Source organism: Veillonella infantium, assembly GCF_002959895.1.
Taxonomy (GTDB): Bacteria; Bacillota; Negativicutes; order Veillonellales; family Veillonellaceae; genus Veillonella; species Veillonella infantium.
The window spans coordinates 62,867-89,622 of sequence record NZ_PPDD01000001.1; the positions used below are offsets into that span (position 1 = coordinate 62,867).

The window sequence follows — 26,756 nt, forward strand, 5'->3', positions numbered from 1 at the left end:
AACCTAATAAAAGAAAAGGCTTCAACCAATGCTCGACAAAACTTATTCTGTCGATGATTGATTGAAGCCTTTATTTTTATATTATTAATTACTGAAGTCAGTATCTACAATAGCAAATTGTGTATATTCAGGGCAGCGTTTTTGCATTTCTGCTTTAATTTTTTCTAATGTACCTTGTGGATCTTCTTCGTCAAAATCAAAGATAATATCGTAGTAGATAACTTTCTTTTCTTCTTGTACGTAGAACGCATGTACTTGTACTACGTTTGTATATAGACTCACAACTTGGTCGAGTGCTTGTCTTATTTCAAGCACTTCTACACTAGGTTGGTTTTCAGCATATACGCCAACGGTCATAGCAATACCAAATTTTTTATAGAGATGAACGGCGATACCTTTTGTTAGGGGATGAATATCTGCCATGGTCATCGTATCTGGCACTGTAATATGAACGGAGCCAATTGTTTCACCAGGACCGTAGCTATTTAATACTAAATCATATACACCGCCTACATTTGGATGTTGGGCGATAGTTTCTTTAATTTCACGAACTAAGTTATCATCTGCACGAATGCCAAGCAAGTGATTATACATTTCTTTTAAAATGTCATAAGCAGCTTTCAAAATTAAAACAGAGATAGCTGCACCTACATAACCTTGAATATCAAAGTTAAAGAAGAATACTAACGCTGCAGATACCAATGTGGCAAAGGTAATTACCGCATCAAAGAGCGCATCGATACCGGATGCTACAAGAGCATCGGATTTATATTTTTCACCTTGCGCCTTAATATAACGGCCCATTACAACTTTCACCACAATAGCAACAGCGATAATGGCCAAGCTTGGAACATCAAAGGTAGATACCTCAGGGTGAAGAATTTTTTCAATAGATTCCTTGAGGGATCCAATGCCTGCACCAAGGATGATGAAAGCAATGGCCATGGTAGTCATATATTCGATACGACCATGACCAAATGGATGCTCCTTATCGGCACCTTTAGCGGCTAATTTTGTACCAACAATGGTCAATACAGAGGACAAAACGTCTGTTAAGTTGTTTACCGCATCAAGGATGATGGCGATAGAGTTAGACGCAAGGCCTACAATCATTTTAAAAATAACGAGAACGACGTTACCTATAATACCTTTTATACTAGCAAGCGTAATCCCCCGATTACGTGCTGCACTATTTTCTTGCAAAATCATATTAAACTACACCTCTTACATTCAATTCACTAAGCTATAAATCGAAGCATATCGATTTATTTACATTTCTATTATAGCTTATCGATTATCATTTGTCATTATTTTTTTCGAAAAATTTTTATAAAATCATTGATTTTACTGAGTTATCAATAATTCTCATTTCTCAATTAGAATGTTTGATGTATTGTGACTTCACAATCTTATGCAGTAACCGTAATACGCTCGCCTGTGCGCATGTGTGTAAATACAACCTTTTGAGCACGTAATTGGAAGGGCTGCCCCGTTGGTTGTGCGCCATATAATGTATCCCCTACAAGAGGGTGACCTATATGGCTGAAAGCCACACGAATTTGATGTGTTTTTCCTGTGTACAAACGGACTAAAACCTCTGTATATCCACATTCTTGGGAGTTATGCACAGATTTGTCCACATTTCGACCACTTTTATCCACATTTGGTAATTCTATATCCACATTTTTTAATGCTCTATCCACAGAATTCGGGGACTTATTCACAGAGTTATCCACAGGCTGTGATTGATGTCTACATAGAACGGAATAATCTGTACGAGTCTCTTTTCCCTTAGGATTGACTTCATAATGAATCCCATCAGCACTGCGATCCATAGGGAATACCAAGGAATCCTCGTCAGCTTCTACGATGCCTTCTACAGCGGCCATATACCACTTCTCAAAGGTATTATCATCCATTTGTTGTTGATAAAGGCTTTGAGCCAAGCCGCTTTTAGCAATTACAATACAGCCCGTCGTATCTCTATCTAAGCGGTTCAAAAAACGCACCTTACGCTTAATTCCATGTTCTTTAAAGTAATACGCCACGCCATTAGCGAGGGATACTTGGCCTTTAGAGTTTACAGTCACACCTGCTGGCTTATCCACAATGAGGAGATCATCATCTTCATATAGGATATGTAAGTCCATTTCTATGGGTTCGTAATCTATTTTTTCCTTAGCCATAGCAATCCAAATCTCGTCACCTTCGGAAATAACATCCTTTGGCGTCGCCTTATGTCCGTTGAGGTGGATTAGCTTTTCCTCAAATAATTTTACTAAGGATTTACGAGGATATCTCGTATCAAGGACTTCGCCTAGCGAGATATCCACACTATCACTCATTTGAACCGCTTCTTGTTTCTTAGACGGCTGTACTACAGCAAGCTTGTTAGCATGTACAGCCTCTAAATCTGCAGCGGTTACGGTCCACAAAATATCGTCGGGACGATGTGTTTTTCTCGCCATTAGTATCTCCTTTCTACGAGCTCATTGTCTCGCGGCATATAGTTCAGTAGCGAGCTTGGTTGAACCGCTCGGCCACGTATATTGGTTTGTTTAAAGGTAATGGTCAGCTCTTGCTTAGGACGCGTAATAGCCACATAGAACAAGCGCTTTTCTTCGTCTTCACGCCCTTCTGCAATGGCAAATGGGCTTGGAAATGTCCCTTCGTTAAGGCCTGCTAGAAATACATGGTCAAACTCGCTTCCCTTTGCTTGGTGGATAGTAATGATAGGAATGCGATCTTCATTTCGCACCTGCTGAGCGGGCTCACCAGCGGTAAGGGCCGCCATCTGTAAGATTTGATTTAATCTCGCTAACCCGGCTGGTCCTTCATAAGCAGCATCTAGTTTCTCCATAATGCGATATAGATCCCGTATATGCTCTACCTTTGCTGCTTCCCCATGGGATTTATAGTATTCTAGAACCCCCATTTGGTTCATAATGTACGCCAACAACTTCGTTGGCAATTCCGTATAGGCCTTTCTACGTAACGTCGCCATTTGGGACGCAATATTGGTGAAAGCCGCTTTATACTTATTGATTGCCACCATACGACCAGTCGTTGTAGGCACGATATTTTCTTTCACTGCATAAATCAAAAGCTGTGCAGTGGCTAAGATATCGTCCATCGCATTGTGCGTAGGCTCATGATTGATAGGAAACTCTGACGCTAGGAAGCCCAATTTATGATTCGGCAAATTAGGATAAAATCTACGATAGATATCGAGTGTATCGTAAATAGCCTTGAACTCTGGGTTACCTAAATTATGGCGTGCCAATTCATTAGTAAAGATAGTTACGTCATAATTTACGTTGTGACCTACAATAATAGCATTCTTAGAGAATTCCTTAAAGGCTTGTAGCACTATAGCTGGCGCTTCGCCGTGCTCTTGTAAATACGCATCGGAGAAGCCGTGTACCTCTTCAGATTGTCCTACAGGTACGCCTGGGTTGATAAAGCGCTCAAAGCTCTCTAAGACCTGCCCATGTTCATCAATGCGGATAGCCGCAATTTGAATGATACGATCCTGGGACGTATCTGTGCCTGTACTCTCTACATCGTATACTACAACTTCGTGTTTCTCTAAACCACTAACGAGCTTGGCATAAGGCTCGGCCTCAAAGATTGGCATATCCATAAAGTCCGTCAATTTTAAGCCAACTTGACGCGTCTCAGGACTTTCAATAGCGGCGATACGCGCGTCACCGATGCCCGCAACATAGCGTTTTATAATACGCTTAGCGCTGACGGAGTCATTCGGATTCATAAGCAATTTAAAGTAAGCCATAACGTCTTTGATTTCTTGACGTCTAAAGAATTTAAACTCGTCAATAATCATGAAGTGACGGCGTTCATCTTCAGGTTTTTCATTATTTAGACGTTCAAAGGAGTCGCTTAGCCGTTGTGCCTTTTTATTATCTCGTACGAGAACGCCAATATTGGCATCCTTTGGCAAGGCACAGATAGCTTCATAAATATATCGCCCCTCAAGATAGCTATTTTTACAGCCTTTAATGAGAACAGGCTTGCCCTTTCTTTCACTATTAGCGCGAGGCAATTCAGTATAGATAGAGCCTACCAGATCAGGGAACATATTCTGCAATGTTTTGAAAGCCATCGTAAAGAGCGTCCAGTTAGAGCGGTAGTTTTCGTAGAAAATAATTTTTAAAGGCTTAAAGTCCGCATCAAACTGCTTGAGCAAACGGAATGGATCAGAGCCGCGCCATTCGTATATGGTTTGGAAATAGTCCCCACATAATAAGACGTGGTTGCCTTCCCAAAGCATTTCTAATACCTTGTATTCTAGTATGCCTGTATCTTGCATTTCATCTACAGAAATGTAGTTGTAACGGCTACGCCAACGCTCCCGAACTACAGGATCTTGGAATAGGCGATGAACACCGCAAATGAGATCTGTAAAATCTAGACCATGTACAGAGGCTAAGCTTTCATCATAAGCGGCAATCCATTCGTGACCATGGTTCAAAAAGTCATGGAGTTCACTATACAAAACATTGCCAAAACTAGAGAACTGTTGCTCAATTGCAGGACGCTGTTCCTTTTGCAAACGCTCAATAGTTCGTTTATAGTCGCCTACGAGATCATCAGAATAGAACCCATACAAGGAGCGATATTCTTTTACCATGCCGATGATGTTGGCAAAGGACATTTCTCGCAATTTACCGGGACGATACGGTTCAGACAATTCCTTACAATCCTCTTCATCAAAGATGGTTACATCCGTATACAAGGTTTCATTGCGCTTGCCCTCTTGTTGAAGCACGAAAAAGCAAAAGCTGTGGAATGTACTAACCTCCACAGCCTTTGCAGGACTGCCTACGAGCGATTGAATGCGGTCTTTCATCTCGTTCGCCGCCTTGTTCGTAAAGGTCATGCACAAGATATTCTCCGCCTTCGCATAGCCGCCCTCGATGAGGTGAGCCACTCGATAAGCAAGTGTATTCGTTTTTCCCGTCCCTGCGGACGCTAACAAGAGGATATTCTGTTCAACTTCATCAATAACGCGTTGTTGTTCACTATTGATAAGCATGAGGTCCTCCTATTTTAAAAAGCCGTACCATCCGGCAGCAATGAGCATTGGAATAGGGCCTAGAATCGCTGTTAAAGCCCATACGCCCAAACCAATATCCATAGGAATATTGAGGATATGAACGCATACTAAATACGTCAAAATACCAGTTACTGCATTCATAGCCACCCGTTTAATGGTGAAAAATGCTACTTTGAAAGCAATGTAGGCTACAGCAACGGATACAGCCGCCGATATAATCGGTGATGCTAATAAAGCTCCCATATTATCCTTTCATTTCTTGGCGGTTCACTACAGCACCGCCTAACGTCAATTCATCGGCATATTCGATATCGCCCCCCACAGGAACACCGCGGGCAATACGCGTTACCTTAATGCCACTTGGACTTAATAAACGCGCCAAATAGAGAGCTGTCGCCTCCCCTTCTACGTCTGGGTCAGTAGCGAGAATAACCTCTTGTACAACACCATCCCGAAGGCGGGCAATCAATTCTTTTACGCGAATATCGTCAGCACCGATGCCCTCCATAGGGGACAAGGCACCTTCCAATACGTGATATAAGCCCTTATAGTCGCCACTGCGCTCGATAGCAATGACATCGCGAGAAGTTTCAACGACCATAATCGTCGTTTGATCGCGGTTCGGATTGCTACAGAATTCACAAGGGTCTTGAGCTGATAAGTTAAAGCAAATAGAACAGTGACGCGTAGCCCCCTTCGCTTCTACGATGGTTTCCACGAGACGGTCTACCTCTTCCTTCGGCATTTCTACCAAATGATAGGCCAAGCGTCTAGCCGACTTGGAGCCGATTCCCGGCAAGCGGCGCAACTGCTCTACGAGCCGTTCTAAAGCGTTTGTCATTTAGAATAAACCTGTTGGTAAGTTAAGACCACCAGTTACTTTGCCCATTTCTTGAGCCAAGAGGTCGTCTACTTTTTTGCTAGCTTCGTTTACAGCAGCCATCACTAAATCTTCTAACATTTCTACGTCTTCAGGATCAACTGCAGTTGGGTTCAATTTTAAAGACTCGATGATTTTTTCACCGTTCATCACAACTGTTACAGCACCGCCACCAACGGAAGCCTCTACTGTGCGAGTTTTTAATTCTTCTTGCATTTTCTTCATATCTGCTTGCATTTTTTGAACTTTTTTCATCATGCCCGCCATATTGCCCATACCTTTACCAAACATTGTAATTCCTCCTTTTAGGATCTACGTCCTATACTCATATTCTAATTGATTTATTCTTCGATGACCTCGACGATGATGTCGTGATCTTCAGATAGTTTCTCTAATGTTTCTGCCAAAAGAGGATTGTGTCGTTCCTCTTCTGTCATATGCTCTGGATCCCATGCATATTCACGAGCAACCGTCACACTATCGATAGGCGCAACTTCAATAGGTGGTTGTGAAAGCATTGCATGTTCATCACTTTGATAAGGGGTTCCCTGTTGCTGTTCGCCCCCATTAGACTTTGGGACAGCTTCCACCTCAATATGTGCACCGCTATCCATAGGGCGTTCTAAGACTTCCCCATCATCGCTAATAACAGTGACACTATCTAATGGATGTGGTGGCATATCATCTAGGGATGATACATAAGCTTCCTCCATATCGTCTACAGGTACATCGTCAAAGGAATGAACGGGAATATCATCGCCTTCAATAGAACCTGCTAGCGACTCGATAGGAATCTCACCATCAGGCACTTGTACCGTAGGACCGCCATCAAAGGATGTAATCGGCACATCTCCACTAGATGGTGAAGTTTCTGGTCCGGCCTCACTCGTATTAGCACCAGATGTGGCACTTATAGCAGCACCGCCCGTCTTCTTTGCTAAGAATGCTAATGCTGCAGCCTTTGCCGCATCTACCGCTCCGGAATCAGGCTTACTAGCCGTCGCTTCAGATGTAGGACCTCCAACCTGTGCAGTAGGTTGTTGAGCTTGTGACGCGCTACTAGCTTGAGCTCTATTAGCTCCTGCTGAGCTATTTCCCACTGAAGCATTATTAGTGCCTTGTGGGGCTGATGGATTTGTTAAATCCATTTGCGTTGGTTGACCTCCAGAGGTCTTCTGCACATCAACCATTGGTTCTGGTGGACGTTGCGGCGCTTTTACTTGGTGCTGCGTCGTACTGCCAGAGGCTTTTTTATAGTCTTTGTAAACTTGTGTAAGGGCATCAACGATTTCTACATGTACTGGATAGCCTAGCGTATAGGTGAAAGCATCTGCCGCTTCTGCCAAGTTTACTTCGTTGGTCATTACATTGAGGTGCAATGTATTTTTAAAGGCCATAACAGCCTTACTTTGGTCTACGTATACAAGTTGACCTTGGCCAATTACGGTAGAGGTCATATTGCGATTGCTGTCCTTCAAGTATTTAATGACATTAGACTGTACATTGCGATACTCTTGAGCAGACAAGATTTGATCACTAATGATAGCCTGTGTGCTAATGCCTTTTTTACCACGACCTTTGGCTTGATTTCTAGCAGGTCGTTGTGGGGCGTCTCCAATGCTTGGTGGTGGCGCCATCCCAACACCGCCCATCGGCGGAGGAGCCATGCCCACTCCATTCATAGGAGGAGGTGTGCTACCAGGAGCTCCCAGCGGTGGAGGTGTCAAGCCTACATTAGTAGGCGGTGGCATCATTCCTACCCCACTTGGAGGTGGTACTGTACCAACAGTAGCATTTTGCTCACTACTCATGGAAGCATTCTGTACAGCACCATTATCTACAGGAACAAAGCTATTGGCATAACCACTTGGCGGTCCAAAGGAATTAGCACCGTAAGCAGGTGCAGTTGCGACAGCTGGACCTCGCTGTTCTAATTGAGCCATGCGGTTCAATAAATCGTTCCGTTCAGACCGTTCTGCCGTTTCCAATGCATATACACGGTCTTCTAAGCTTTCATCAACAGAGCCTAATTTAGCACATAAAACGAGTAAGCCCATTTCGATGATGGTTCGTGGATTATCCACCTGTTTTGCATCATTCATAATGGATTGTGCACTGCGAACATACTGATTAAGCTCATTAAAATCGATGCTTTCAGCTTGAGCTAAGAATTCATCCTTAAAGGCATCGTATACCTTGAGCTCGTCCGCATCAGGTGCTACCTTGCCTACAAGCAAGGCCCGCACGTGTTGGATGAGGGCTTCCATAATCTGCGTTGCATCACGACCTTCTGCTAAAGCATCGTGGATATAGGACAACAATTTAGGCCCATCCCCGTTGCGCAACGCATCAAGAAAATGAATAATCCATTCCTTACTAACAAGACCGATCAGTTCTTCTACTACTTGCGGCGTAATAGAGCCTGTCGCCATACCGGCACATTGGTCTAAGATACTCAAGGCATCACGCAAACCACCGTCTGCATGAACAGCGATGAGCTGTGCTGCTGCAGGATCTAAGCCAAAGCCTTCCTTTTCTGCTACATAGGATAAACGTTGTGCAATATCGTCTGACGTAATCCTTCTGAAGGTATAGCGCTGACAACGAGACACGATAGTAACAGGCAATTTTTCAATTTCTGTAGTAGCGAAGATAAACATAACGTGAGCCGGTGGCTCTTCGATAGTTTTTAAAAGCGCATTCCACGCCTCAGTTGTGAGCATGTGGGCTTCGTCGATGATGAATACCTTTTTACGGCCCTCAACAGGCATGAATTTGACGCTTTCACGAAGGGCACGCACCTCATCGATACCACGATTAGATGCGGCGTCGATTTCAAGAACGTCCATGGACTGGCCGCTCAAAATCGATTTACAAGCACTACACTCGTTACAAGGATGATCCGTTGGCCCATGCTCGCAGTTGATAGCGCGCGCGAAAATCTTGGCCATACTCGTCTTACCAGTCCCTCGCGGGCCGGCAAACAAATACGCATGAGCCACCTTATCCTCACGAATAGCGCGCATCAATGTATCCGATACCTGATGCTGACCAACCACATCGGTAAACGTCTGCGGACGGTACTTACGATATAACGCAATATATGCCATTGGAACACCCCCCTTTTCCGAAAATTACAATACTTTATTATACCATATTCACGGAAATCTTACTCATTTTATAGAGTTCTATCATTAATTTATACAACCCATTTCCCTCTATCGATTAGACATAAAAAAAGCGGCCCCACAGGCCGCCTTGCAATATTCGATCACGACAGCCCCCGGGTTCCCCGTGGCACATGAAGGTTACCGCTTAGTGCTGCTACCTCTCAGTCCTGACACGATTCACAGGCCCCCATTGCACGGGCCCGAGAACTGCCATGATCCAATATTGCAATACAAATATTATACATGAAAATACCTCTATAGTCAAAGCTATAGAGGTATTTCACATATCTTATCTAAAGAATATTCAGTTAGATTAGAAATTATTTTGCATATTTTTCTTTGAATGCAGCTAATTGTGCTTCTTCCAAGGATAAACCTTGTTCTTTATAGCGTTCAATAGCAGCGTGCATTTCTTCGTATGCTACAGGTACAACTTTTGTAAATCTGTTTACAAAGTTATTCCAGTTTTCAAGGATGTGCCGGCCTTTAGCGGAGTTAGTATGCAATACGTGTTGTTCTACTAATTCTTTAATCCGTTTAAGGTCATCATTGTTAGCAAGGCGTAATTCTACAAGGCCTGTATTTACATAGCGTTCATCGCAATCGAGGATGTATGCATAGCCACCGGACATGCCTGCTGCAAAGTTACGGCCGATTTTACCGAGTACAAGAACTTCGCCACCAGTCATGTATTCACAACCATGGTCGCCTAAGCCTTCAACAACAGCAGTGATACCACTGTTACGAACGGCGAAACGTTCACCAGCTACACCGTTGATATAGGATGTACCAGATGTAGCACCATAGAAGGCAACGTTACCGATAAGGATGTTTTCGTCCGCTTCGAAAATAGATTTCTTAGGCGGATATACAGTGATTGTACCACCGGACAAACCTTTACCGAGGTAATCGTTCGCATCCCCTTCAAGTTCTAATGTCATGCCTTTAGGAATGAAAGCACCGAAGGATTGGCCTGCAGAACCTTCAAAGTTCAACTTGATTGTGTTATCTGGCAAGCCGCTTTCACCATAACGACGTGTCACCTCAGAACCAACCAAGGTACCTACAACACGGTTAATATTGTTGATAGCCAATTTAGCGCGAATAGGTTTTTGGTCCTCAATGGCAGGACGGCACATACGCAAGAGCTTGGACATATCCAATGTGCGTTCCAATTCATGATCTTGGTCAATCATGTGCATATGACCTACAGATGCATCGATGTATGGGTGGAATAATACGCGTTTAAGGTCAACGCGAGACAATTTGAAGTTATCGTCTTGAGATTTTTGACGAACAAGGTCGATACGACCTACAAGTTCAGCTACGGAGCGAATTCCTAAGCGAGCCATAATTTCACGCAACTCACGAGCGATGAAGATCATTAAGTTTTCTACGTACTCAGGTTTACCTGTGAAACGAGCACGCAATTTTTCATCTTGTGTCGCTACGCCATAAGGACATGTGTTGAGGTTACATACACGAGCCATTTTACAGCCTACAGCAACGAGTGGCAATGTACCAAAACCAAATAACTCAGCGCCAAGCATAGCAGCAACAGCTACGTCGAAACCAGTCATTAACTTGGAGTCTACTTCCAATTTAACGCGGTCACGCAATCTGTTGAGCATCAATGTTTGATGTGTTTCGGACAAGCCTAATTCCCAAGGCACACCAGCGTGTTTTACAGATGTACGGCCTGCCGCACCTGTACCACCATCGTAACCAGAGATTAAGATATTATCTGCTTTTGCTTTTGCCACACCAGCAGCGATAGTACCAACGCCAGCTTCAGATGTTAATTTAACGGAAATACGAGCATCTTTGTTAACGCATTTCAAATCGTAAATCAACTCAGCCAAGTCTTCGATGGAGTAAATATCATGATGTGGTGGTGGAGATACAAGTTCAACCCCTGGAGTGGAGTGACGAGCTTTCCCGATTTCAGGATATACTTTCTTACCTGGTAATTGACCACCTTCGCCTGGTTTAGCACCTTGAGCACATTTAATTTGCAATTCTTTTGCGTGGATGAGGTAGTTCGCAGTTACACCGAAACGACCAGAGGCGATCTGTTTTACTTCGGAGTTCATGCTGTCCCCATTTGGCAATGGTTTGAAGCGAGCTACATCTTCGCCACCTTCACCAGAGTTAGATGTGGAACCAAGACGGTTCATTGCGATAGCAATCGTTTCATGAGCTTCTTTACTGATGGCACCATAACTCATAGCACCCGCTTTAAAGCGTTTTACGATGGATTCTTCAGGTTCAACCTCTTCGATAGGAATACCGCCGCCTACTGGGTAGTTCAATTCCATTAAGGAACGCAATGTTACGTGATAATCGTTGCGAATCGCTTTAGAGTATTCTTTATATTTTGCGTAATCACCGTTGATAAGGGATTCTTGTAAAAGATCAATTGTTTTAGGGTTGAACAAATGCTCTTCCCCATCTTTTACAGGGCCATACCAACCACCTGGTTCAAGCACAGATTCGTCGGATTTGAAAGCACGGTCATAACGAGCCAACGCTTCATTGGCAACGCCTACAAGACCAATACCGCCAATACGAGTTGGTGTATTTACAAAGAACTTATTAATAAAGTTGGTATTCAAGCCCAAAGCTTCGAAGATTTGTGCACCATGGTAGGAACGAACTGTGGAGATGCCCATTTTGGACATAACTTTCATAATACCGCCTACAGCTGCTTTAATGTAGTTCTTTTCTGCTTGTTCAGGTGTAATATCACCAAGACGTTTGCGAGCTTGTAAATCGCGTACAGTTTCAAGAGCCAAGTAAGGGTTGATAGCTGTTACACCATAACCGATCAATGTACAGAAATGATGTACTTCGCGAGGCTCACCAGATTCGAGGATAAGACCAATTTCTGTGCGCAATACTTTTCTAATTAAGTGATTATGAACAGCTGCTACAGCTAACAACGCTGGAATTGGTGCATGATTTTCATCAACTCCACGGTCAGATAAAATCAATACATTTTGCTCTGTACGTGCTGCTTCTTCTGCTTTTTCGCACAATTCATTCAATGCATCACGCAAGCCATCCGCACCCTTAGTTGGGTCGAAGAGGATTGGCAATGTAACAGACTTCATACGACGGCAATCAAGAGCCTTGATGGACGCCAATTCTTGGTTAGTAAGGATTGGTGTACGCATAGACAATGCATAGGTACCAGCTTTGTTAGGGTCTGTTAAGTTACCAGAGTTACCAAGCATAACGCGTGTAGATGTAACCATTTCCTCACGAATGGAGTCGATTGGAGGATTTGTTACTTGCGCGAACATTTGCTTGAAGTAGCTGTATAACAATTGTGGTTTATCGGACAAGATAGCAAGTGGAGCATCGGCACCCATTGCACCTACAGGGTCTTTACCATCTTTTGCCATAGGTACGATCATACGTACAAGGTCTTCTTGAGTATAACCAAAGGCTTGTTGCTTTTTGAACAAATCTTCTACTTTTGGAATATCACTTTCATCAGCTTGAGTAATTTCAGACAAGTGGATAACATGTTCTTTTACCCATTCATCATATGGCAATTCAGTAGCAACGCGTTGTTTGATTTCTTCGTCGGAAATAATGCGTTGTTCCTCTGTATCGATGAGAAGCATTTTGCCTGGTTCCAAACGACCTTTAGCACGAATATTTTCAGCGTTTTCGTTTACTACACCCACTTCGGATGCCATGATAACGCGATCATCAGTTGTTACATAGTAACGAGCAGGACGCAAACCATTACGGTCAAGTACGCCACCGATAACAGTACCATCAGTGAAGCCCATTGCAGCTGGACCATCCCATGGTTCCATCATGAAGCTATTGAACTCATAGAAGTCATGTTTTTCTTGGCTCATGAGATTATTGCGTTCCCAAGGTTCAGGAATCATCATCATAATAGCATGAGGCAAGGAACGACCTGTCATGTGCAAGAATTCCAAAGTATTGTCGAACATAGCGGAGTCAGAACCGCTGTCATCTACTACAGGGAATACTTTTTTAATATCTGGGAATAATGGAGATTCTGCCTTACCTTCACGAGCATTGATCCAGTTTACGTTACCACGGATTGTATTGATTTCACCATTATGCACTAAGAAACGGTTAGGATGCGCCCGAGCCCAGCTTGGGAATGTATTCGTACTGAAACGGGAGTGAACCATAGCCAATGCAGATGTAAAGTCAAGGTCACTCAAATCAAGGTAGAAGTCACGCAATTGACCAGGTGTTAACATACCTTTATATACAATTGTTTTAGAGGACAAAGATGCGATATAGAAGTCGCTAGATAATTCTTTGCTCAATGGAATGATGCGTTTTTCCGCTAATTTACGAATGACATATAATTTGCGTTCGAACTCTTTGTTATTTGTAATATCTGGGCCTTTACCGATGAGGATTTGAATCATCCATGGACGAATGGCCGCAGCTTCATGACCAACTTTAGTACCATCAACTGGCACTTCGCGCCAACCGAGAACAACTTGCCCCTCTTCGCGTACAACCTCTTCGAAAATGCGTTTTTGCTCGTTACGGAGGCTTTCATATTTGTGGGCGAATACCATACCTACGCCGTACTCTCCAGCTGCAGGTAGATTGATACCAAGCACTTCGCATTCGCGTTTAAAGAACTCATGAGGAATTTGTACCAAAATACCGGCACCATCCCCTGTGTCTTTATCGGCACCTGCACCACCACGGTGCTCAAGGCGCTCTAAAATGCGCAAGCCATCATCGATAATATCATGGGATTTTTTCCCCTTAATATTAACAACAAAGCCCATACCGCACGCATCCTTTTCAAATTGGCTGCTGTACATACCATTGGCTTCTAGTCTAGCTTGATCTAGACGTTGTTGCTCAATTGTGCTCTGATTCATATCCATAACGTGCACTCCTTCATATCACTTGATCATCCCAAGCGCAGCGGCATCGTTCCGTTCGGGCTTGGTGAAAGTATAAACTATAAACTACCTCTAAAGAATCCATTCTGTAGTGATATTATCGGCTGTGACCGTCCATAACCTCATCTAAGTTTTAAATTCTATAGAATTTTTGTCTATACATAGTATACTCCTGTCCACTGTGAATTGAAAATATAAAAAAAACATAGTCTATGACTTTAAGTCATAGACTATGCATTTTTATCACTATTGTTTTTTGTATACACAAATACACAATCACTACTTCTCACGACCAAAGTTGTCCCCTACTTCACAGGTTACAGTAATAGCCTCGTCCTTACCATAGGGTACAAAGGTGATTTCTGACGCATGTAAGCATTGACGTGTATAGGGTTTATTGCGTGTCCCATACATGGCATCTCCCACAATAGGATGACCAATGTGTTCCATGTGCACACGGATTTGATGTGTTCTGCCGGTTAATAATTTGAACTTCAATAGCGTATGTTTGACTTCGTGACCAAGAACGGTATATTCCGTTTGAGCTGGTTGACCAAATTCATCGATGACACGGCGATTATCAAATACTGGATCAACACCAATAGGTTCATCAACTACGCCATCTTCGTTAATACAGCCTTCTACTAAGCCTGTGTAGATACGGTCGATACGACCAGCTTGCAATTCATCAGTGTAATATTGCTGAGCTTCCTTTGTTTTACCAAATAGAATACAACCAGATGTGTCTCGGTCAAGACGATGTACAGGGCGCACCTTGTGAACTACACCTTTTTTCGCATAATATCCAGCCACATAGTTACTCAATGTACCAGATTTAGTTTGCCCTGCAGGATGAACAAGCATGAATGGAGGTTTATTAACTACTAGGGTATGCGCATCTTCATAGAGAACAGTAATCGTCCCTTTTTCTACATCGACACCATAGTCTTTATCCTGTGGTAATACCAAAGTTAATACATCACCCTTTTTGAGGGAACGCTGGGAATGGGCTACACGGCTATTTACTTTCACCCGTTTCTTGCGGAACATCATTTGAATATCTCGAGAGGATAATGAAAAGCGTTCCTTTACATATTTAGAGACCGTCAATTCTGTTGGTTCTTTCACGGTATACGTTTTCCAGCTCATATTACCACCATTCGTTAATATATGTTTTTTGTTCAGGATAGAGAATATCAAAGAATTCTAGCCATTCATCATTAGCTAAAAGTTTACCTTCAAAAGCAAGATCACGAGCGGTTAATGTGCCCATTAAGAGTTGGCTCAAAGCACCGACTTCAACAGTAATATCTACGTCCCCATCTAATGTGTCAGACACCTTTTTAACCGTTGGAGTCAATGCGCCACCATATTGAACTTCATAGCGACCTTCATTCCACTCACAAAGGCTATCTTTCACACCAAAGGTCATTGTAATAGGCATCATCAAGGCCTCTGGGTTCACTGGAATCGACTCAAAGGCAGCTTTCACATCCACAATACGGCTCATCATGTACGGCATGGTAGCATGTCCGCTTTTACCATCTGGATAGAATCGATAGTACGTATCGTGAAGGCCCTCATTCCAACGAATAGTAGTGCCTTGAGAACGGTGATTATAGAAGTAGTTCAACAATGCTCGTTGTGCACGACGTGTAGTATAAACTAATTCGGATACAGGAATTTCTGGTTGACCTAAGCGATACACTGCATAGCCTTCGATACTTCCTTCATCATTGCGTACAACAGCGATATTCACGCCTTCTGCAAAGAAGCTGCCGAGCAAGCGTTTCCATTCCTTTTCACCGCGCTCTGCATACCCAGAAAGATGGGCTGTATATGTTTTATATACAGGATCAAGCAATGTCCATTGGTCAACGCTATTAAGTAAACCAAAGCTCAAGGATTTATCAGTCATAGGGCGCAAGTCCTCAAGAGACATAGCGTTCACCCATTGATGAGCATAGAGTTCCCAACCATATTGTTGGTAGAATGCAGCCTTGGAAGGCATCAAAATCGTCAATGCTTGACCTCGGTTGCGAAGTTCTTCAAGAGAAGCCTTTAACAACGCACCACCTACGCCACCACGACGAGCCGCTGGATGTGTAGCAACACCTACCATATAGCTTGTAGGCAATACAGCACCACGAACATTGATATTATATTGACGCAAATGAACGGTACTCAATAATTGATCTTGTTCAAGACCAACCATTGTATTTTCTGGTTCATAGCAATTTGTAAAATAATATTGGAAGAATGGATCTTCCTTTGGTTCAAAGCAGTACGCCCATAGATTTTCCACATGTGGCGTATCTTGAACTGTTGCAATTCTATATTCCATAAGTATATCCTCGTTTAGTATAAAAACCACTCTCTATCTGTCGCATCATCATGATGATACAAAATATAATCAAATAGATAGGCTAACACCTCTATTATAACAAAAATGAGCTATGAAGCGCATCGACTTCATAGCTCAGATTTTTATTTACCGCCTGTTGCATTATCTGCTTCATTAGCATATACTGCGTCATATTTTTCGGCAAAATGATCTGGATTGTAAGATTCTTTTGCTTGGCGAAGACCAGGCAAGCCCATGTCTTCTTCACGGTTGATGAATTCTACTTCGCTAAATTCATGACGAATGAATTCATTATTGATTGCTTGATACAAACCACGGATATCTGGATTTGCTTTTTCAATGTGAATCAACGCCATTTTATCATTCAATAATTCACCGATACTGAAAGCTTCAACACGGCCAAACAATTTGATAGCGCCACCTTTAAGGCCTAGTGTTTCCCAATTATCGAATAATAAGTTAATAGCAACCAATTCATCTTCGATACCTTCTTCATGATGAGTTTCTACCCAAGATGCTGCTGTTTCGCGGCACAATGGAATGATATCTTCTGTAATTGGCATATATTCATAGTTAGAATATTGCATACGGAATTGGTTCAAATGATTTTTCTTTTGACGGAACCTCTTACCAGATAAGTTGATAAGATCTTCAGATTTGTAAATGTATTCGTAGTTGTCGCGGTCAGGTGTAAATTCATAACGACCAGGACACAACTCTTCCATACGCTCTTTTACAACTTTGCTAACACCTTTGAAACGGAATGGCAAATTATTTTCTACAAACCATTCTTTAGCGCGTAACAAACCATCAAGGAACTTTGCATCTTTGCCGGCAAATGGAGGCAATAGGAATGGTTCACGTTTACCGCCACCTTGGATGTACAATACGCCGTTTTCCTCAGCCCAACGAATACCATACGCATCTTGCCACATAAACAATGTAGTAAAGCAATTATCAGATGCTTCGTAATGATGTTGTTCAAAATATTTATCGATTAATGGTTTGTCTCTTAGTTCAAAACGTTTAAATTCTAAAATAATAATCCCTCCTATCAGATTCCTCTTTTGAGGTTACCGTCATCATTGGTAAAAGTCGAATATAGCCTAATATTTATTAGGATTTTCGTAATTCTCTATTGAAGTCACTTAGTTTGTAATTATAATTTAACAGATTCACCTAATTCAAAGTTTCCGTCGGTTGTAATTACCTTATCGCCTTCGTTTAGGCCTGAAATAATTGCTACATCATCGTCTTCTGTCATACCGACCTCAACGACACGTACGTCAACCGTATTATTTTCAGTTAATACATATACGTACTTGCCATCTTGGTTTTCACGAACAGCTTTACTTGGAACGGTTAACATCTTCGCCTTTATATCAGACTCGATGATGAGCGTATAGAACTCACCAGCCTTGATGAGGCCCTTGTCATTATTGAAAGTAGCTTTCACAAGAACACTTGGCACATTTTCTGGCTGGGTCACATCTACATAGGTCAATTCACCTGGTAACTCTTGGTCACCTACCTTGAGGAGTACCTTGATACCCTTTTTGGCATCTGGTGTACCCAGTTTCATCGCCGCATCACGAGGGATGCTAAGAGAAGCTACCATTGGTGTAGATTGTTGAATCATCATGAATGGACGATCAGCAATGGCCATTTGACGGTCTTCATTGTAAATGGCGGTTACCGTACCAGCTATAGGCGCTACGATTGTAGATGCTGCCATTTGTGCAGATACTTGAGCAATTTGAGCTTGGATAGCTGCCGTATTGGCACCACCACCGCCACCACCAGTTGTTACTGTCGTAGTTTGTGGTTGAGACCGTTCTACAATGCGATCATATTCTTTTTGTGTAATCATACCTGCTTCGCGCATTTTCTGTGCCTGTGCTAATTGACCACTATCTACAGACGCTGCCGTCGTAGTTGTAACGGATGTCGCATAGGACTGAGCTTGCGCTTGCGCTAACTGGCCTTGTAAGGATGCCAACTGTTGCTGTAAAGCCGATGTATCTACAGTGGCCAAGGTTTGACCTTGCTGTACTTGATCGCCTACTTTTACAGCATATGCAACCTGCCCTGTCAACGTCGGTGTTACCGTCGCCTTATTAAGAGCGGTTACATTGGCATCATTATGGATCTGTAGCGGCATATCCTTGTATGTTACATCAGCAACGGATACAGTTTTTGTACCGCAACCAGCAATGGCCAAGGCCATCATCACAACACCAAGCATAGCAACTACAGAATAAATTCGATTTAATTTCATTCTGTCACTTCCTGTCATATTGATTTTTATCAATACCTTAGTATATCATAAAATCAATTAGAATTGTATGAAAGCTAATTCCTTTAATTTATGGATATAACGGAGGTTCTCATGGAAGAACGGATGGACTTTAGAATATTAAATAACGGCAGCTTCATTCCCTCTATCGGTTATGGCACTTATAAAACAGGCACCGAAGGAGAAACGGAGCAAGCCGTTGCTAATGCACTTAGTGTAGGCTACCGCTTGCTCGATACAGCCGCGTACTACGGCAACGAAGAGGCCGTTGGCAGAGGTATCAAAGCATCTGGCGTTAATCGTACAGATATCATTATTACTACAAAAATTTGGCACACCGATGCAGGCTATGATAATACGATGCGCGCTGTTGAAAGCTCTCTAAAGAAATTAGACACTAATTATATCGACATCATGCTCGTTCACCAACCTTTAGGCGATTACTACGGCTCTTGGCGCGCTATGGAGGAGTTATACGACCAAAACGTATTGCGTGGTCTAGGTCTCTCTAACTTCTACGAAGATCGCCTTATAGACTTGTTGTATCACTGTAATGTAAAACCTGTGGTGAACCAAATTGAGTGTCACCCGTTTAACCAACGTCAGTCCTTATTACAATTAATGCGTAAACATCAAGTCGTAGGTATGGCATGGTCTCCATTTACTCGTGATCGCCAACCTGTATTTGACCACCCTATCATCAAGAGCTTGGCTGAAAAGTACGGCGTTAGTAAACACCAAATCATCTTACGTTGGCACATCCAACGAGGCATCATTCCATTGCCAAAGGCAAATAACGTAAGCCATATGGAAGCTAACTTTGATGTGTTCGACTTCAAGCTTACTAACATCGACATGGACGTTATGGAGTTATTAGATCAACAAGACTTCTTGGAAGATCACCACACGGCACCAGGTCTAGAAAGATTATTACAACTAAAATAGAATATAAAAAGAAAACCACTTATACTTCTGCCCCAAAAGGTTAGATATAAGTGGTTTATTTTATTGTAATTTATTTAGGCACATTAAAGACGGCTTGTATAAGTATCATATACACTACAGTACCTGCCCCAATAGACATGAACATATTTCGCTTCCATAGGTGCATGCCAACAGTTACTAATAAAGCAATAAGTTCTGGAATGCCATAAGGATAGGAAAGCACAATTGTATCTTTAAAGGTATATACAACAAGCATACCCATAACAGCTGCAGGCAATGCTTTACCTAAATACTGTACAAAATCTGGTGCCTTTTTACCAGGTGGAAAAATAAGAAAAGCGGAGAAACGTGTAAGTAATGTAGCTGCTACGACAATAGCAACGGTAATGACCATTTCAAAACTAGTCAAGATGTACACCTCCCCACTTATACGCTATATAACATACTACGAGCATACACCCCATAGAAGCAAGCATAAATAAGGATTTTCCCGTCAACAAAAGCATTGCTACTGCTACAACGGCTCCAACAGCACCAAAGCCTCGAATATTATTACTTTTAGCATTAAATAACATTTCAAGGAATATAACAATAAATAAGCCAGGTAATACAAAACCAATACCACGCAAATCTACAGATGCTAATAAATCACCAAACAATCCCCCTACAAAGGTACTCACCACCCAAAAGGTATAATTAAGCCACGATACATGGAAGTAGAACCATTTTTCATCTACATCATCGGGCAACTTCGTAGATACATTAATTGCAAAACTTTCATCACACATCCAGGCAACGGTAGGAAACCATTTCCACCCCATATTCACATATCTCTGTAATGCAGATAAACCATAGAAAAAATGGCGCCCATTAACAAACAAGGTCAGCATAAAAGCATTTACAGGATCAAAGCCTGCCATCAGCAGCCCAATAGTTACGAACTCCATAGAGCCTGCAAAAATTGTACTAGCCAAAACAGGAGCGGTCCACCAAGGTAATCCCTGACTGGTAGCATACAAGCCAAAACCTAATCCAAGGAAGAAGAAGCTGAGTCCCATAGGAACCATAATAGGAAATGCAAAAGAAAAGGCACTTTGACGCTTTATTTCACTCAAGGGCTTACCTCCTTTCTTTAATAGGTTAATCAGTACATTATGAGATGGCATTACCATCTATTACGCAATAATTCGCACCTAACCCTAGCATCACACTAACAATAAAAGACACCCTGAGGTGTCTTTTATTAATTTATTATATTATACATGGTAAAGATTGACTGTCAAAAGTTAAATTATTTGCTCAATCAATCAATCCGATTATAAAGCGCGCGTTAAAATTTCACGAGCTACTTCTGGTGTGACATCACCTTTTTCGCCAAGTTGTGTCATACCATGGTCTTCCAATTGTTTCACAATTTTATCAACTGCTTCTTCGCCTAGACCATAATCTTTCAAACGGGTAGATACGCCAAGGGACTCGAAGAATTCACGAGTTTTAGCAACCGCTTTGTCTGCTTTTTCTTCGTTTGTACCTTCTGTAATATGCCATACACGTGTAGCATATTGTGCCAATTTTTCAAGCTTGTCTGCTTTTTTCACTTCTAACAATGCAGGCAATACGATAGCTAATGTAATCCCATGGTCAAGATGATACGCCGCAGTTAACTCATGACCGATAAGATGTGTTGCCCAATCTTGTGGTACGCCAGCACCGATCAAGCCATTTAATGCCAAGGTAGAAGCCCACACGTGGTTAGCACGAATGTCGTAGTTTTCTGGATTTTCTACTGTTTCTTTGCCGATTTCAATCATAGTTTTCAAAATACCTTCACTGAAACGATCTTGAATACGGCCTTCTACAGGGTATGTTAAATATTGCTCTGTGGTATGCACAAAGGTATCAATAACGCCATTCTTAACTTGTTTTTCAGGCAATGTGAAAGTCAATGTTGGATCAAGCATGGAGAACTTAGGGAATACTAAGCTACTGAATACAGGGTATTTACCGTCACCATAAGTAATAACCGCACCATTGTTCATTTCGGAACCTGTGGCAGGAAGCGTCATAACTGTACCAAATGGTAATGGATTTGGTACCATGTCTACCGGAACCTCTGGCACACCAGCTTTCATAACCTCAATAACAGGGCCATCATAAGTAGCTCCCATAACGATAAGTTTTGTGGCGTCTACTACAGAACCGCCGCCTACAGCGAGAACGAAATCTACGCCATGTTCTTTAATGAAAGCTACCGCACGTTCACATGTTTCAAGAGATGGGTTTGGCTCAATACCGCCGAATTGCTCTACCTTACGGTTACCAAGGGCTTTCACAATACGATCAATAAGACCACTGCGCACAGCAGATCCACCGCCGTAAGTAATGAGCACCTTTGCATCCTTTGGAACCAATGTATCTAATTCACCTAATCGATCTTTACCAAATACGATATGTGTAGGGTTATAAAAATCAAAGTTAAACATGGGGACCTCCTAAGTATTAAGTTTATATTCCACCATTTTAATTGTATAAAACTTATCTTTATTATATCATATTTCGATTTTTTTAGATATATCTAGATAATGCTACTTTCAGTTACTTAATAACTCTACTTTACAATTATCGTAAAAGCCATAGTTTTAATCTATATCCAACTCCTATGTTTTTATCTATATACAAACCCCCATTTATATGATAGGATATATCCATTATATGTATATAGAAAGGGATGTTCACATGAAATTAAAAAAATTTATTGCCCCTCTTCTCGTTGGCGTTTTAGCATTCGCCATCGCAGGCTGTGGCACAAATACAAATCAATCTAGTCAGGCACCAAAGGAAATTAAAATCGGTGCTACTGCTGGTCCTCACGCTCAAGTAGCTGAAGCAGTTGCAAAAGAGGCTAAAAAACAAGGTATCGACCTTAAAGTTGTAGAGTTCTCCGATTATGTAACACCAGATAAAGCTCTTGCTGATGGTGACATTCAACTAAATGCGTACCAACACGTGCCATTCATGGAAAACTTTAATAAACAAAATGGTTCCAACTTAGTAGCAATCGGTAAAACCCTTTTAGTGCGTATGGGATTATATAGTAATAGTGTACATAGCGTACAAGATGTACCTGAAGGCGCTACGGTTTCTATTCCAAATGACCCTACTAATGGTGGTCGTGCATTAGTATTATTAGCTAAAGCTGGATTAATTACGTTAAAAGATGGTGTCGGCTTCAAAGCAACTGTTGCAGATATCACATCTAACCCGAAAAATATAAAGATTCAAGAATTAGAAGCAGCTCAATTACCTCGTAGTCTAGATGATGTAACAATTGCAGTTATTCCAATGAATTATGTACAAAGTGCTGGCCTTAGTGTAGAAAAACAAGGTTTCTTCTTCGAATCCAAAGATGAACCACTAACAGTCATCGTACTTGCGGTACGTAGTGAAGACAAAGACAATGAAACTTACAAAAAAATTGCAGACATTTACAAATCTGATGCAATTAAACAATTCATCAACGATACTTTCAAAGGTAGCATTACCTCTGCAAACTAAATAAACAAGAACCGACCTCTATCAAATTAGAGGCCGGTTCTTTTATTTATAATGCTAAAAAGCGATACCCTAACTTTTTAGAGTATCGCTCTTATTTTATTCTTTAGTATCACTCACGGTTATTCTTCAGTGTCGAATGTGACGTCCAATGGTTGGCGTTCCACAATATTGCGGTAACGAACCTTTGGATAGCCCATCAAGATACCACCAGCAATGATTTTATCCTCAGGTACACCTAATAGGTCCAATAATGGTTTATATTCTGCTTCTCCAGCATGTTCAAAGAAGCCTGCCCAACAAGTGCCTAAACCTAATGTTGGTGCATACAACTCTGCATAAGACAAGCAAGAATGACCACTATCGTGAGTACGATGAATATCCTTTTTAGAACCGATAGCCACTACTAACGCAGGCGCATCGCGCAAGATATATTCCTTACCTTTATCCACTTCAGCTTGTGCTGCACGAGCATAAAGACGCATAATGGGCACAGTTTTTGCAGCTAAATGCATCCACTCAAGAACGAGATCTGCAATGCGGCGCAACTTTTGTTTATCCCGAATAACAATATAGGAAATACCTTGTGTATTTGTCGCTGTTGGAGCCATTCTCGCAACGTTTAATACCTTACGAATAAACTCAGCAGGAACTGGTTTATTTTGATAATTACGAATAGAGCGACGGCTGCGTAAGAATAACTCAGCTTGCTCTGGCGTTAATTTTTGTTCTTTTGTGATATCAATTTGCTCTTTACGTGGTGTCATATCACTATCAAGAGCAAGTGTAGGGCATACAGAAATACAATGCCCACAGGAGATACAACCTCCTTTGCCAGTTACAGGTCCATTTTCGGACATCACTAGCAAGCCTGTCGGACAGTCAGCTACGCAAAGGCCGCATCGTGTACAGACTTCTGTATTGACGGTAAATAACATCTGATAAATCCTCCAAAACTACTATAAAGCTTATTATAACACACAAAATCTAGTGATATCTAGTTTTAACCAATTAATCTACTTGTAATGGAGCTAATCCATGTTCCTATATTGGCCTTTTGGATGGGACCCCGTTTCGTTAGTACAACTTGGTAAAAAAAGAAAGTATACACTTGCTTGCTCCGTTCTTCGCAATGTCGCTGCACAAGTGTATACTTTCTTTTTTATCACGTTACTTATAAAGGTGTCCCATCCCAAAGGCAAATATACTCGATCGATAAAACTAACCTTGCTCCATTACAATTAATCACTAAAATAAAACTCACAAAACACCTTGATTTCACACATTATAATAAACTTTATAGTAGTAGCGCCACGCCCACCCTGTGGGAAGGACTAGCCTGAGACTAGTCCGCGGGTTAGTTTTAAGCCTAATTTAGTCAAAACTACTTAGCGTTCTTTCCCTCGCCCCACAAAAAGCATATTGAGTAAATATCTACTGCAGCTTGTGGTGGGGAGTTCGGAATATATGGAGGAAACTTAGTCGCTTGCTATGGGACTGTTTCACAACAGGTGTTATAAAAATAAAACTAGGTATTTCTGCACCAACTTTACGAAGGCCGGAGCAAGGAGATACCTACGTTTCTAAACACTTCCCCCATCACACAAAAGCATATTGAGTAAATATCATATGTAGCTTGTGATGGGACTAGTTAATAGCAGGCGCTCAAATAATAAAAAGAGTTCCCTATGCAGCGACTTTGCGAAGAACGGAGCAAAGAGGGAACTCTTTTTATTATTTATTGAGTTGTCGCAATCTAACCGGGCCCCATCACAAGCGGAAAAGACATTTACTCAAATGCTTTTATAAGTTCCATGTATTCCGCTTTGTGTGTCATTCTCCAGGTACCAAAGTCTGGTTCTGGAGATTCGTTTAGAATGTTAGCCAAGGCTTCTAAGAATTCTGGAATTTTTGTAGCTACGATATTACCTGCCATTTTACCAAAATTTTCAGAACCCATGTGTTCGGAGCCACCGTCTACGAGGATAAAGGCTACTGTAGGTTTCTTATCTACTAGTTTTACAGCACCATGGAATCCAATTTCGCCGATTTGGTGTGTACCGCAGGAGTGTGGACAGCCGGAGATGTGTAAACGAGGTAGTTTACTTGTATCTACACCTTTTTCTTCAAGGTGTCCGAAGATGTCTTTCAAAAGGCCATTGGAGTCTTGCATACCAATTTGGCATACTGTAGAGCCTACGCAGGATACGGAACGGCGGAAGTCATTTTCTGCACTGTCATCTGTTAATTCTGCAATTTTACGAGCCTCATCAGCAGTAAGGTTGATGAAGAACAATGCTTGGTCTGGCGCAATACGAGCCTCCACTTGATCCAGTGTTACTGCATAGTCGAGAGCAGCCAATAGATGTTCTACATTAGCATCGCCACCTGCCGGATGGTATTCTACATAGTATAAACCTTCTTGTTTTTGACGATGAATACGATCATTTTCCACAGAATTATCACGCTTACCTGTTTTCGTAATTTCATACGCATAGTCAGCTGGATTAATGGTTAATTGCTCAACTTCTTTCACCATTGCCAATGTTTCTTCATAAGTCTTGATGAAAGCTTCAGCCCCGCCCATTTCAGCAGGCATGTAACGGGTACGAGCCTTACCGCGGTTTTTGAAATTGCCATGGTTAGCAAAAACCATAAGCATAGCTTTCACATGATATAATACATCCTCAGGTTGCACATCATGTGCCACAGGAATACCAATGCGAGGATTTGGGCCAATACCACCACAAGCGTATACATCAAAAGTATTATGTTTCGTTAAATTGAAACCAAGGTCCTTGAATGTAGCATGAGGCGTGCTATCAAAGCCATTGTCGATGCCCATTTTAAACTTTCGAGGGATTTTGATGTAGAACATTTGCTCTAAAAGGAACTCGCTAATAGCCGTTGCATACGGCGTTATGTCGAGGGTTTCACGAGGATCAATACCGCGCAAAATACTAGCCACTACATTCGGATTGTCTCCACCAGCACCGCGATTATAGATACCATGGTCATAGCATTCTGTATAGAGGTTTAAAATTGTATCGCCATCGAGGCCATGCATTTGTAAGCATTGGCCGGTAGTGAAATGTACGTGTTGTAAGTTATATTTACGAATAGCATCTGCTAAGAACTGCATGTGCTCGCGTGTCATACGGCCCCCATTAAAGCGCCAACGGCTCATACCGGAGTTAGCACCTCGCTCAGCGTAACTACCATAAGCACCAGATTGGCCTTTATAGTCCGCAATAGACATTTCTTTCTTATAGAATTTGTGCGTCATATCTTCAAACTTTGGATAATCTGCAATTAATCGATCTTTCAATTCTTGTGTAATCATACTATTACCCTCTTGGCTTATATTTATTAAGCATAATACAGAACTTTGTAATGGTAAGTATACCATATACGCATACGTATGTTAGTAGCCAAGCTCACATTTTTAATATCAATTACAAATAATACTCTTTACAATCTGTAATAATAATCACTTCTAATTAGAGTTATGAAAAATCCTAATCGTACAAAAAAAGAACAGCTCGAAAG

At 41.8% G+C, this 26,756-nt stretch carries 19 protein-coding genes and 1 other RNA gene; 2 read left to right on the forward strand and 18 right to left on the reverse strand.

Annotated elements, in window-relative coordinates; genetic code table 11:
- Positions 1-84: 84 nt before the first annotated feature.
- The 13 genes from VCHSUH03_RS00300 to VCHSUH03_RS00360 form a co-directional block, all read right to left on the reverse strand.
- Entirely contained in the window at positions 85-1,209 is a 1,125-nt protein-coding gene (locus VCHSUH03_RS00300; RefSeq protein WP_105093640.1) for a cation diffusion facilitator family transporter, read from the reverse strand.
- A 200-nt stretch (positions 1,210-1,409) separates the two neighbouring features.
- Complete coding sequence (locus VCHSUH03_RS00305; RefSeq protein WP_105093641.1) at positions 1,410-2,468, reverse strand: RluA family pseudouridine synthase; 1,059 nt, start codon at positions 2,466-2,468, stop codon at positions 1,410-1,412.
- On the reverse strand, positions 2,468-5,056 hold the full coding sequence (locus VCHSUH03_RS00310) for a 3'-5' exonuclease (protein WP_105093642.1): 2,589 nt from the start codon (positions 5,054-5,056) through the stop codon (positions 2,468-2,470). Before VCHSUH03_RS00310 ends, VCHSUH03_RS00305 begins: the two co-directional genes overlap by 1 nt.
- 9 nt (positions 5,057-5,065) lie before the next feature.
- Entirely contained in the window at positions 5,066-5,320 is a 255-nt protein-coding gene (locus VCHSUH03_RS00315; protein ID WP_105093643.1) for a hypothetical protein, read from the reverse strand.
- A 1-nt stretch (position 5,321) separates the two neighbouring features.
- Positions 5,322-5,918 (reverse strand): recombination mediator RecR, encoded by a 597-nt coding sequence (gene recR, locus VCHSUH03_RS00320; RefSeq protein ID WP_004694915.1) that lies wholly within the window; start codon positions 5,916-5,918, stop codon positions 5,322-5,324.
- Positions 5,919-6,248, reverse strand: coding sequence for a YbaB/EbfC family nucleoid-associated protein (locus VCHSUH03_RS00325; protein ID WP_008602262.1), 330 nt, complete (start codon positions 6,246-6,248; stop codon positions 5,919-5,921).
- A gap of 50 nt (positions 6,249-6,298) precedes the next feature.
- Positions 6,299-9,067 (reverse strand): DNA polymerase III subunit gamma/tau, encoded by a 2,769-nt coding sequence (gene dnaX, locus VCHSUH03_RS00330; RefSeq protein ID WP_105093644.1) that lies wholly within the window; start codon positions 9,065-9,067, stop codon positions 6,299-6,301.
- 167 nt (positions 9,068-9,234) lie between these two features.
- An RNA gene (gene ffs / locus VCHSUH03_RS00335) (signal recognition particle sRNA small type) lies at positions 9,235-9,334 on the reverse strand.
- A gap of 113 nt (positions 9,335-9,447) precedes the next feature.
- Complete coding sequence (gltB, locus tag VCHSUH03_RS00340) at positions 9,448-14,031, reverse strand: glutamate synthase large subunit (protein WP_105093645.1); 4,584 nt, start codon at positions 14,029-14,031, stop codon at positions 9,448-9,450.
- 297 nt (positions 14,032-14,328) lie between these two features.
- Positions 14,329-15,198, reverse strand: a complete 870-nt coding sequence (locus tag VCHSUH03_RS00345) for an RluA family pseudouridine synthase (protein WP_105093646.1) — start codon at positions 15,196-15,198, stop codon at positions 14,329-14,331.
- Position 15,199: 1 nt separating this feature from the next.
- Positions 15,200-16,393, reverse strand: coding sequence for a GNAT family N-acetyltransferase (locus tag VCHSUH03_RS00350; protein ID WP_105093647.1), 1,194 nt, complete (start codon positions 16,391-16,393; stop codon positions 15,200-15,202).
- 143 nt (positions 16,394-16,536) lie between these two features.
- Positions 16,537-17,472, reverse strand: a complete 936-nt coding sequence (locus VCHSUH03_RS00355; protein ID WP_174683250.1) for a DUF2156 domain-containing protein — start codon at positions 17,470-17,472, stop codon at positions 16,537-16,539.
- 101 nt (positions 17,473-17,573) lie between these two features.
- The gene (locus tag VCHSUH03_RS00360; RefSeq protein ID WP_105093649.1) at positions 17,574-18,692 is read right to left on the reverse strand and encodes an efflux RND transporter periplasmic adaptor subunit; all 1,119 of its coding nucleotides are present in this window, start codon (positions 18,690-18,692) and stop codon (positions 17,574-17,576) included.
- A 111-nt stretch (positions 18,693-18,803) separates the two neighbouring features.
- On the opposite strand from VCHSUH03_RS00360, the gene VCHSUH03_RS00365 reads away from it, so the two are divergent.
- Entirely contained in the window at positions 18,804-19,655 is an 852-nt protein-coding gene (locus VCHSUH03_RS00365) for an aldo/keto reductase (RefSeq protein WP_105093650.1), read from the forward strand.
- A 70-nt stretch (positions 19,656-19,725) separates the two neighbouring features.
- On the opposite strand, the gene VCHSUH03_RS00370 is transcribed toward VCHSUH03_RS00365, so the two are convergent.
- The 3 genes from VCHSUH03_RS00370 to VCHSUH03_RS00380 form a co-directional block, all read right to left on the reverse strand.
- Positions 19,726-20,064, reverse strand: a complete 339-nt coding sequence (locus VCHSUH03_RS00370) for a branched-chain amino acid transporter permease (RefSeq protein WP_105093651.1) — start codon at positions 20,062-20,064, stop codon at positions 19,726-19,728.
- Complete coding sequence (locus VCHSUH03_RS00375; RefSeq protein WP_105093788.1) at positions 20,057-20,722, reverse strand: AzlC family ABC transporter permease; 666 nt, start codon at positions 20,720-20,722, stop codon at positions 20,057-20,059. Before VCHSUH03_RS00375 ends, VCHSUH03_RS00370 begins: the two co-directional genes overlap by 8 nt.
- A 249-nt stretch (positions 20,723-20,971) precedes the next feature.
- Positions 20,972-22,138: an iron-containing alcohol dehydrogenase gene (locus VCHSUH03_RS00380; RefSeq protein ID WP_105093652.1), complete on the reverse strand. Its 1,167-nt coding sequence runs from the start codon at positions 22,136-22,138 to the stop codon at positions 20,972-20,974.
- Positions 22,139-22,391: 253 nt separating this feature from the next.
- Here VCHSUH03_RS00380 and VCHSUH03_RS00385 point away from each other — a divergent pair, with 253 nt between their 5' ends.
- Positions 22,392-23,210, forward strand: a complete 819-nt coding sequence (locus VCHSUH03_RS00385; RefSeq protein WP_105093653.1) for a MetQ/NlpA family ABC transporter substrate-binding protein — start codon at positions 22,392-22,394, stop codon at positions 23,208-23,210.
- Between the two features lie 119 nt (positions 23,211-23,329).
- Here VCHSUH03_RS00385 and VCHSUH03_RS00390 read toward each other — a convergent pair whose 3' ends face one another.
- On the reverse strand, positions 23,330-24,145 hold the full coding sequence (locus VCHSUH03_RS00390) for a nitroreductase family protein (protein WP_105093654.1): 816 nt from the start codon (positions 24,143-24,145) through the stop codon (positions 23,330-23,332).
- A gap of 851 nt (positions 24,146-24,996) precedes the next feature.
- Positions 24,997-26,550, reverse strand: a complete 1,554-nt coding sequence (locus tag VCHSUH03_RS00395) for a nitrite/sulfite reductase (protein WP_105093655.1) — start codon at positions 26,548-26,550, stop codon at positions 24,997-24,999.
- Positions 26,551-26,756: the final 206 nt, after the last annotated feature.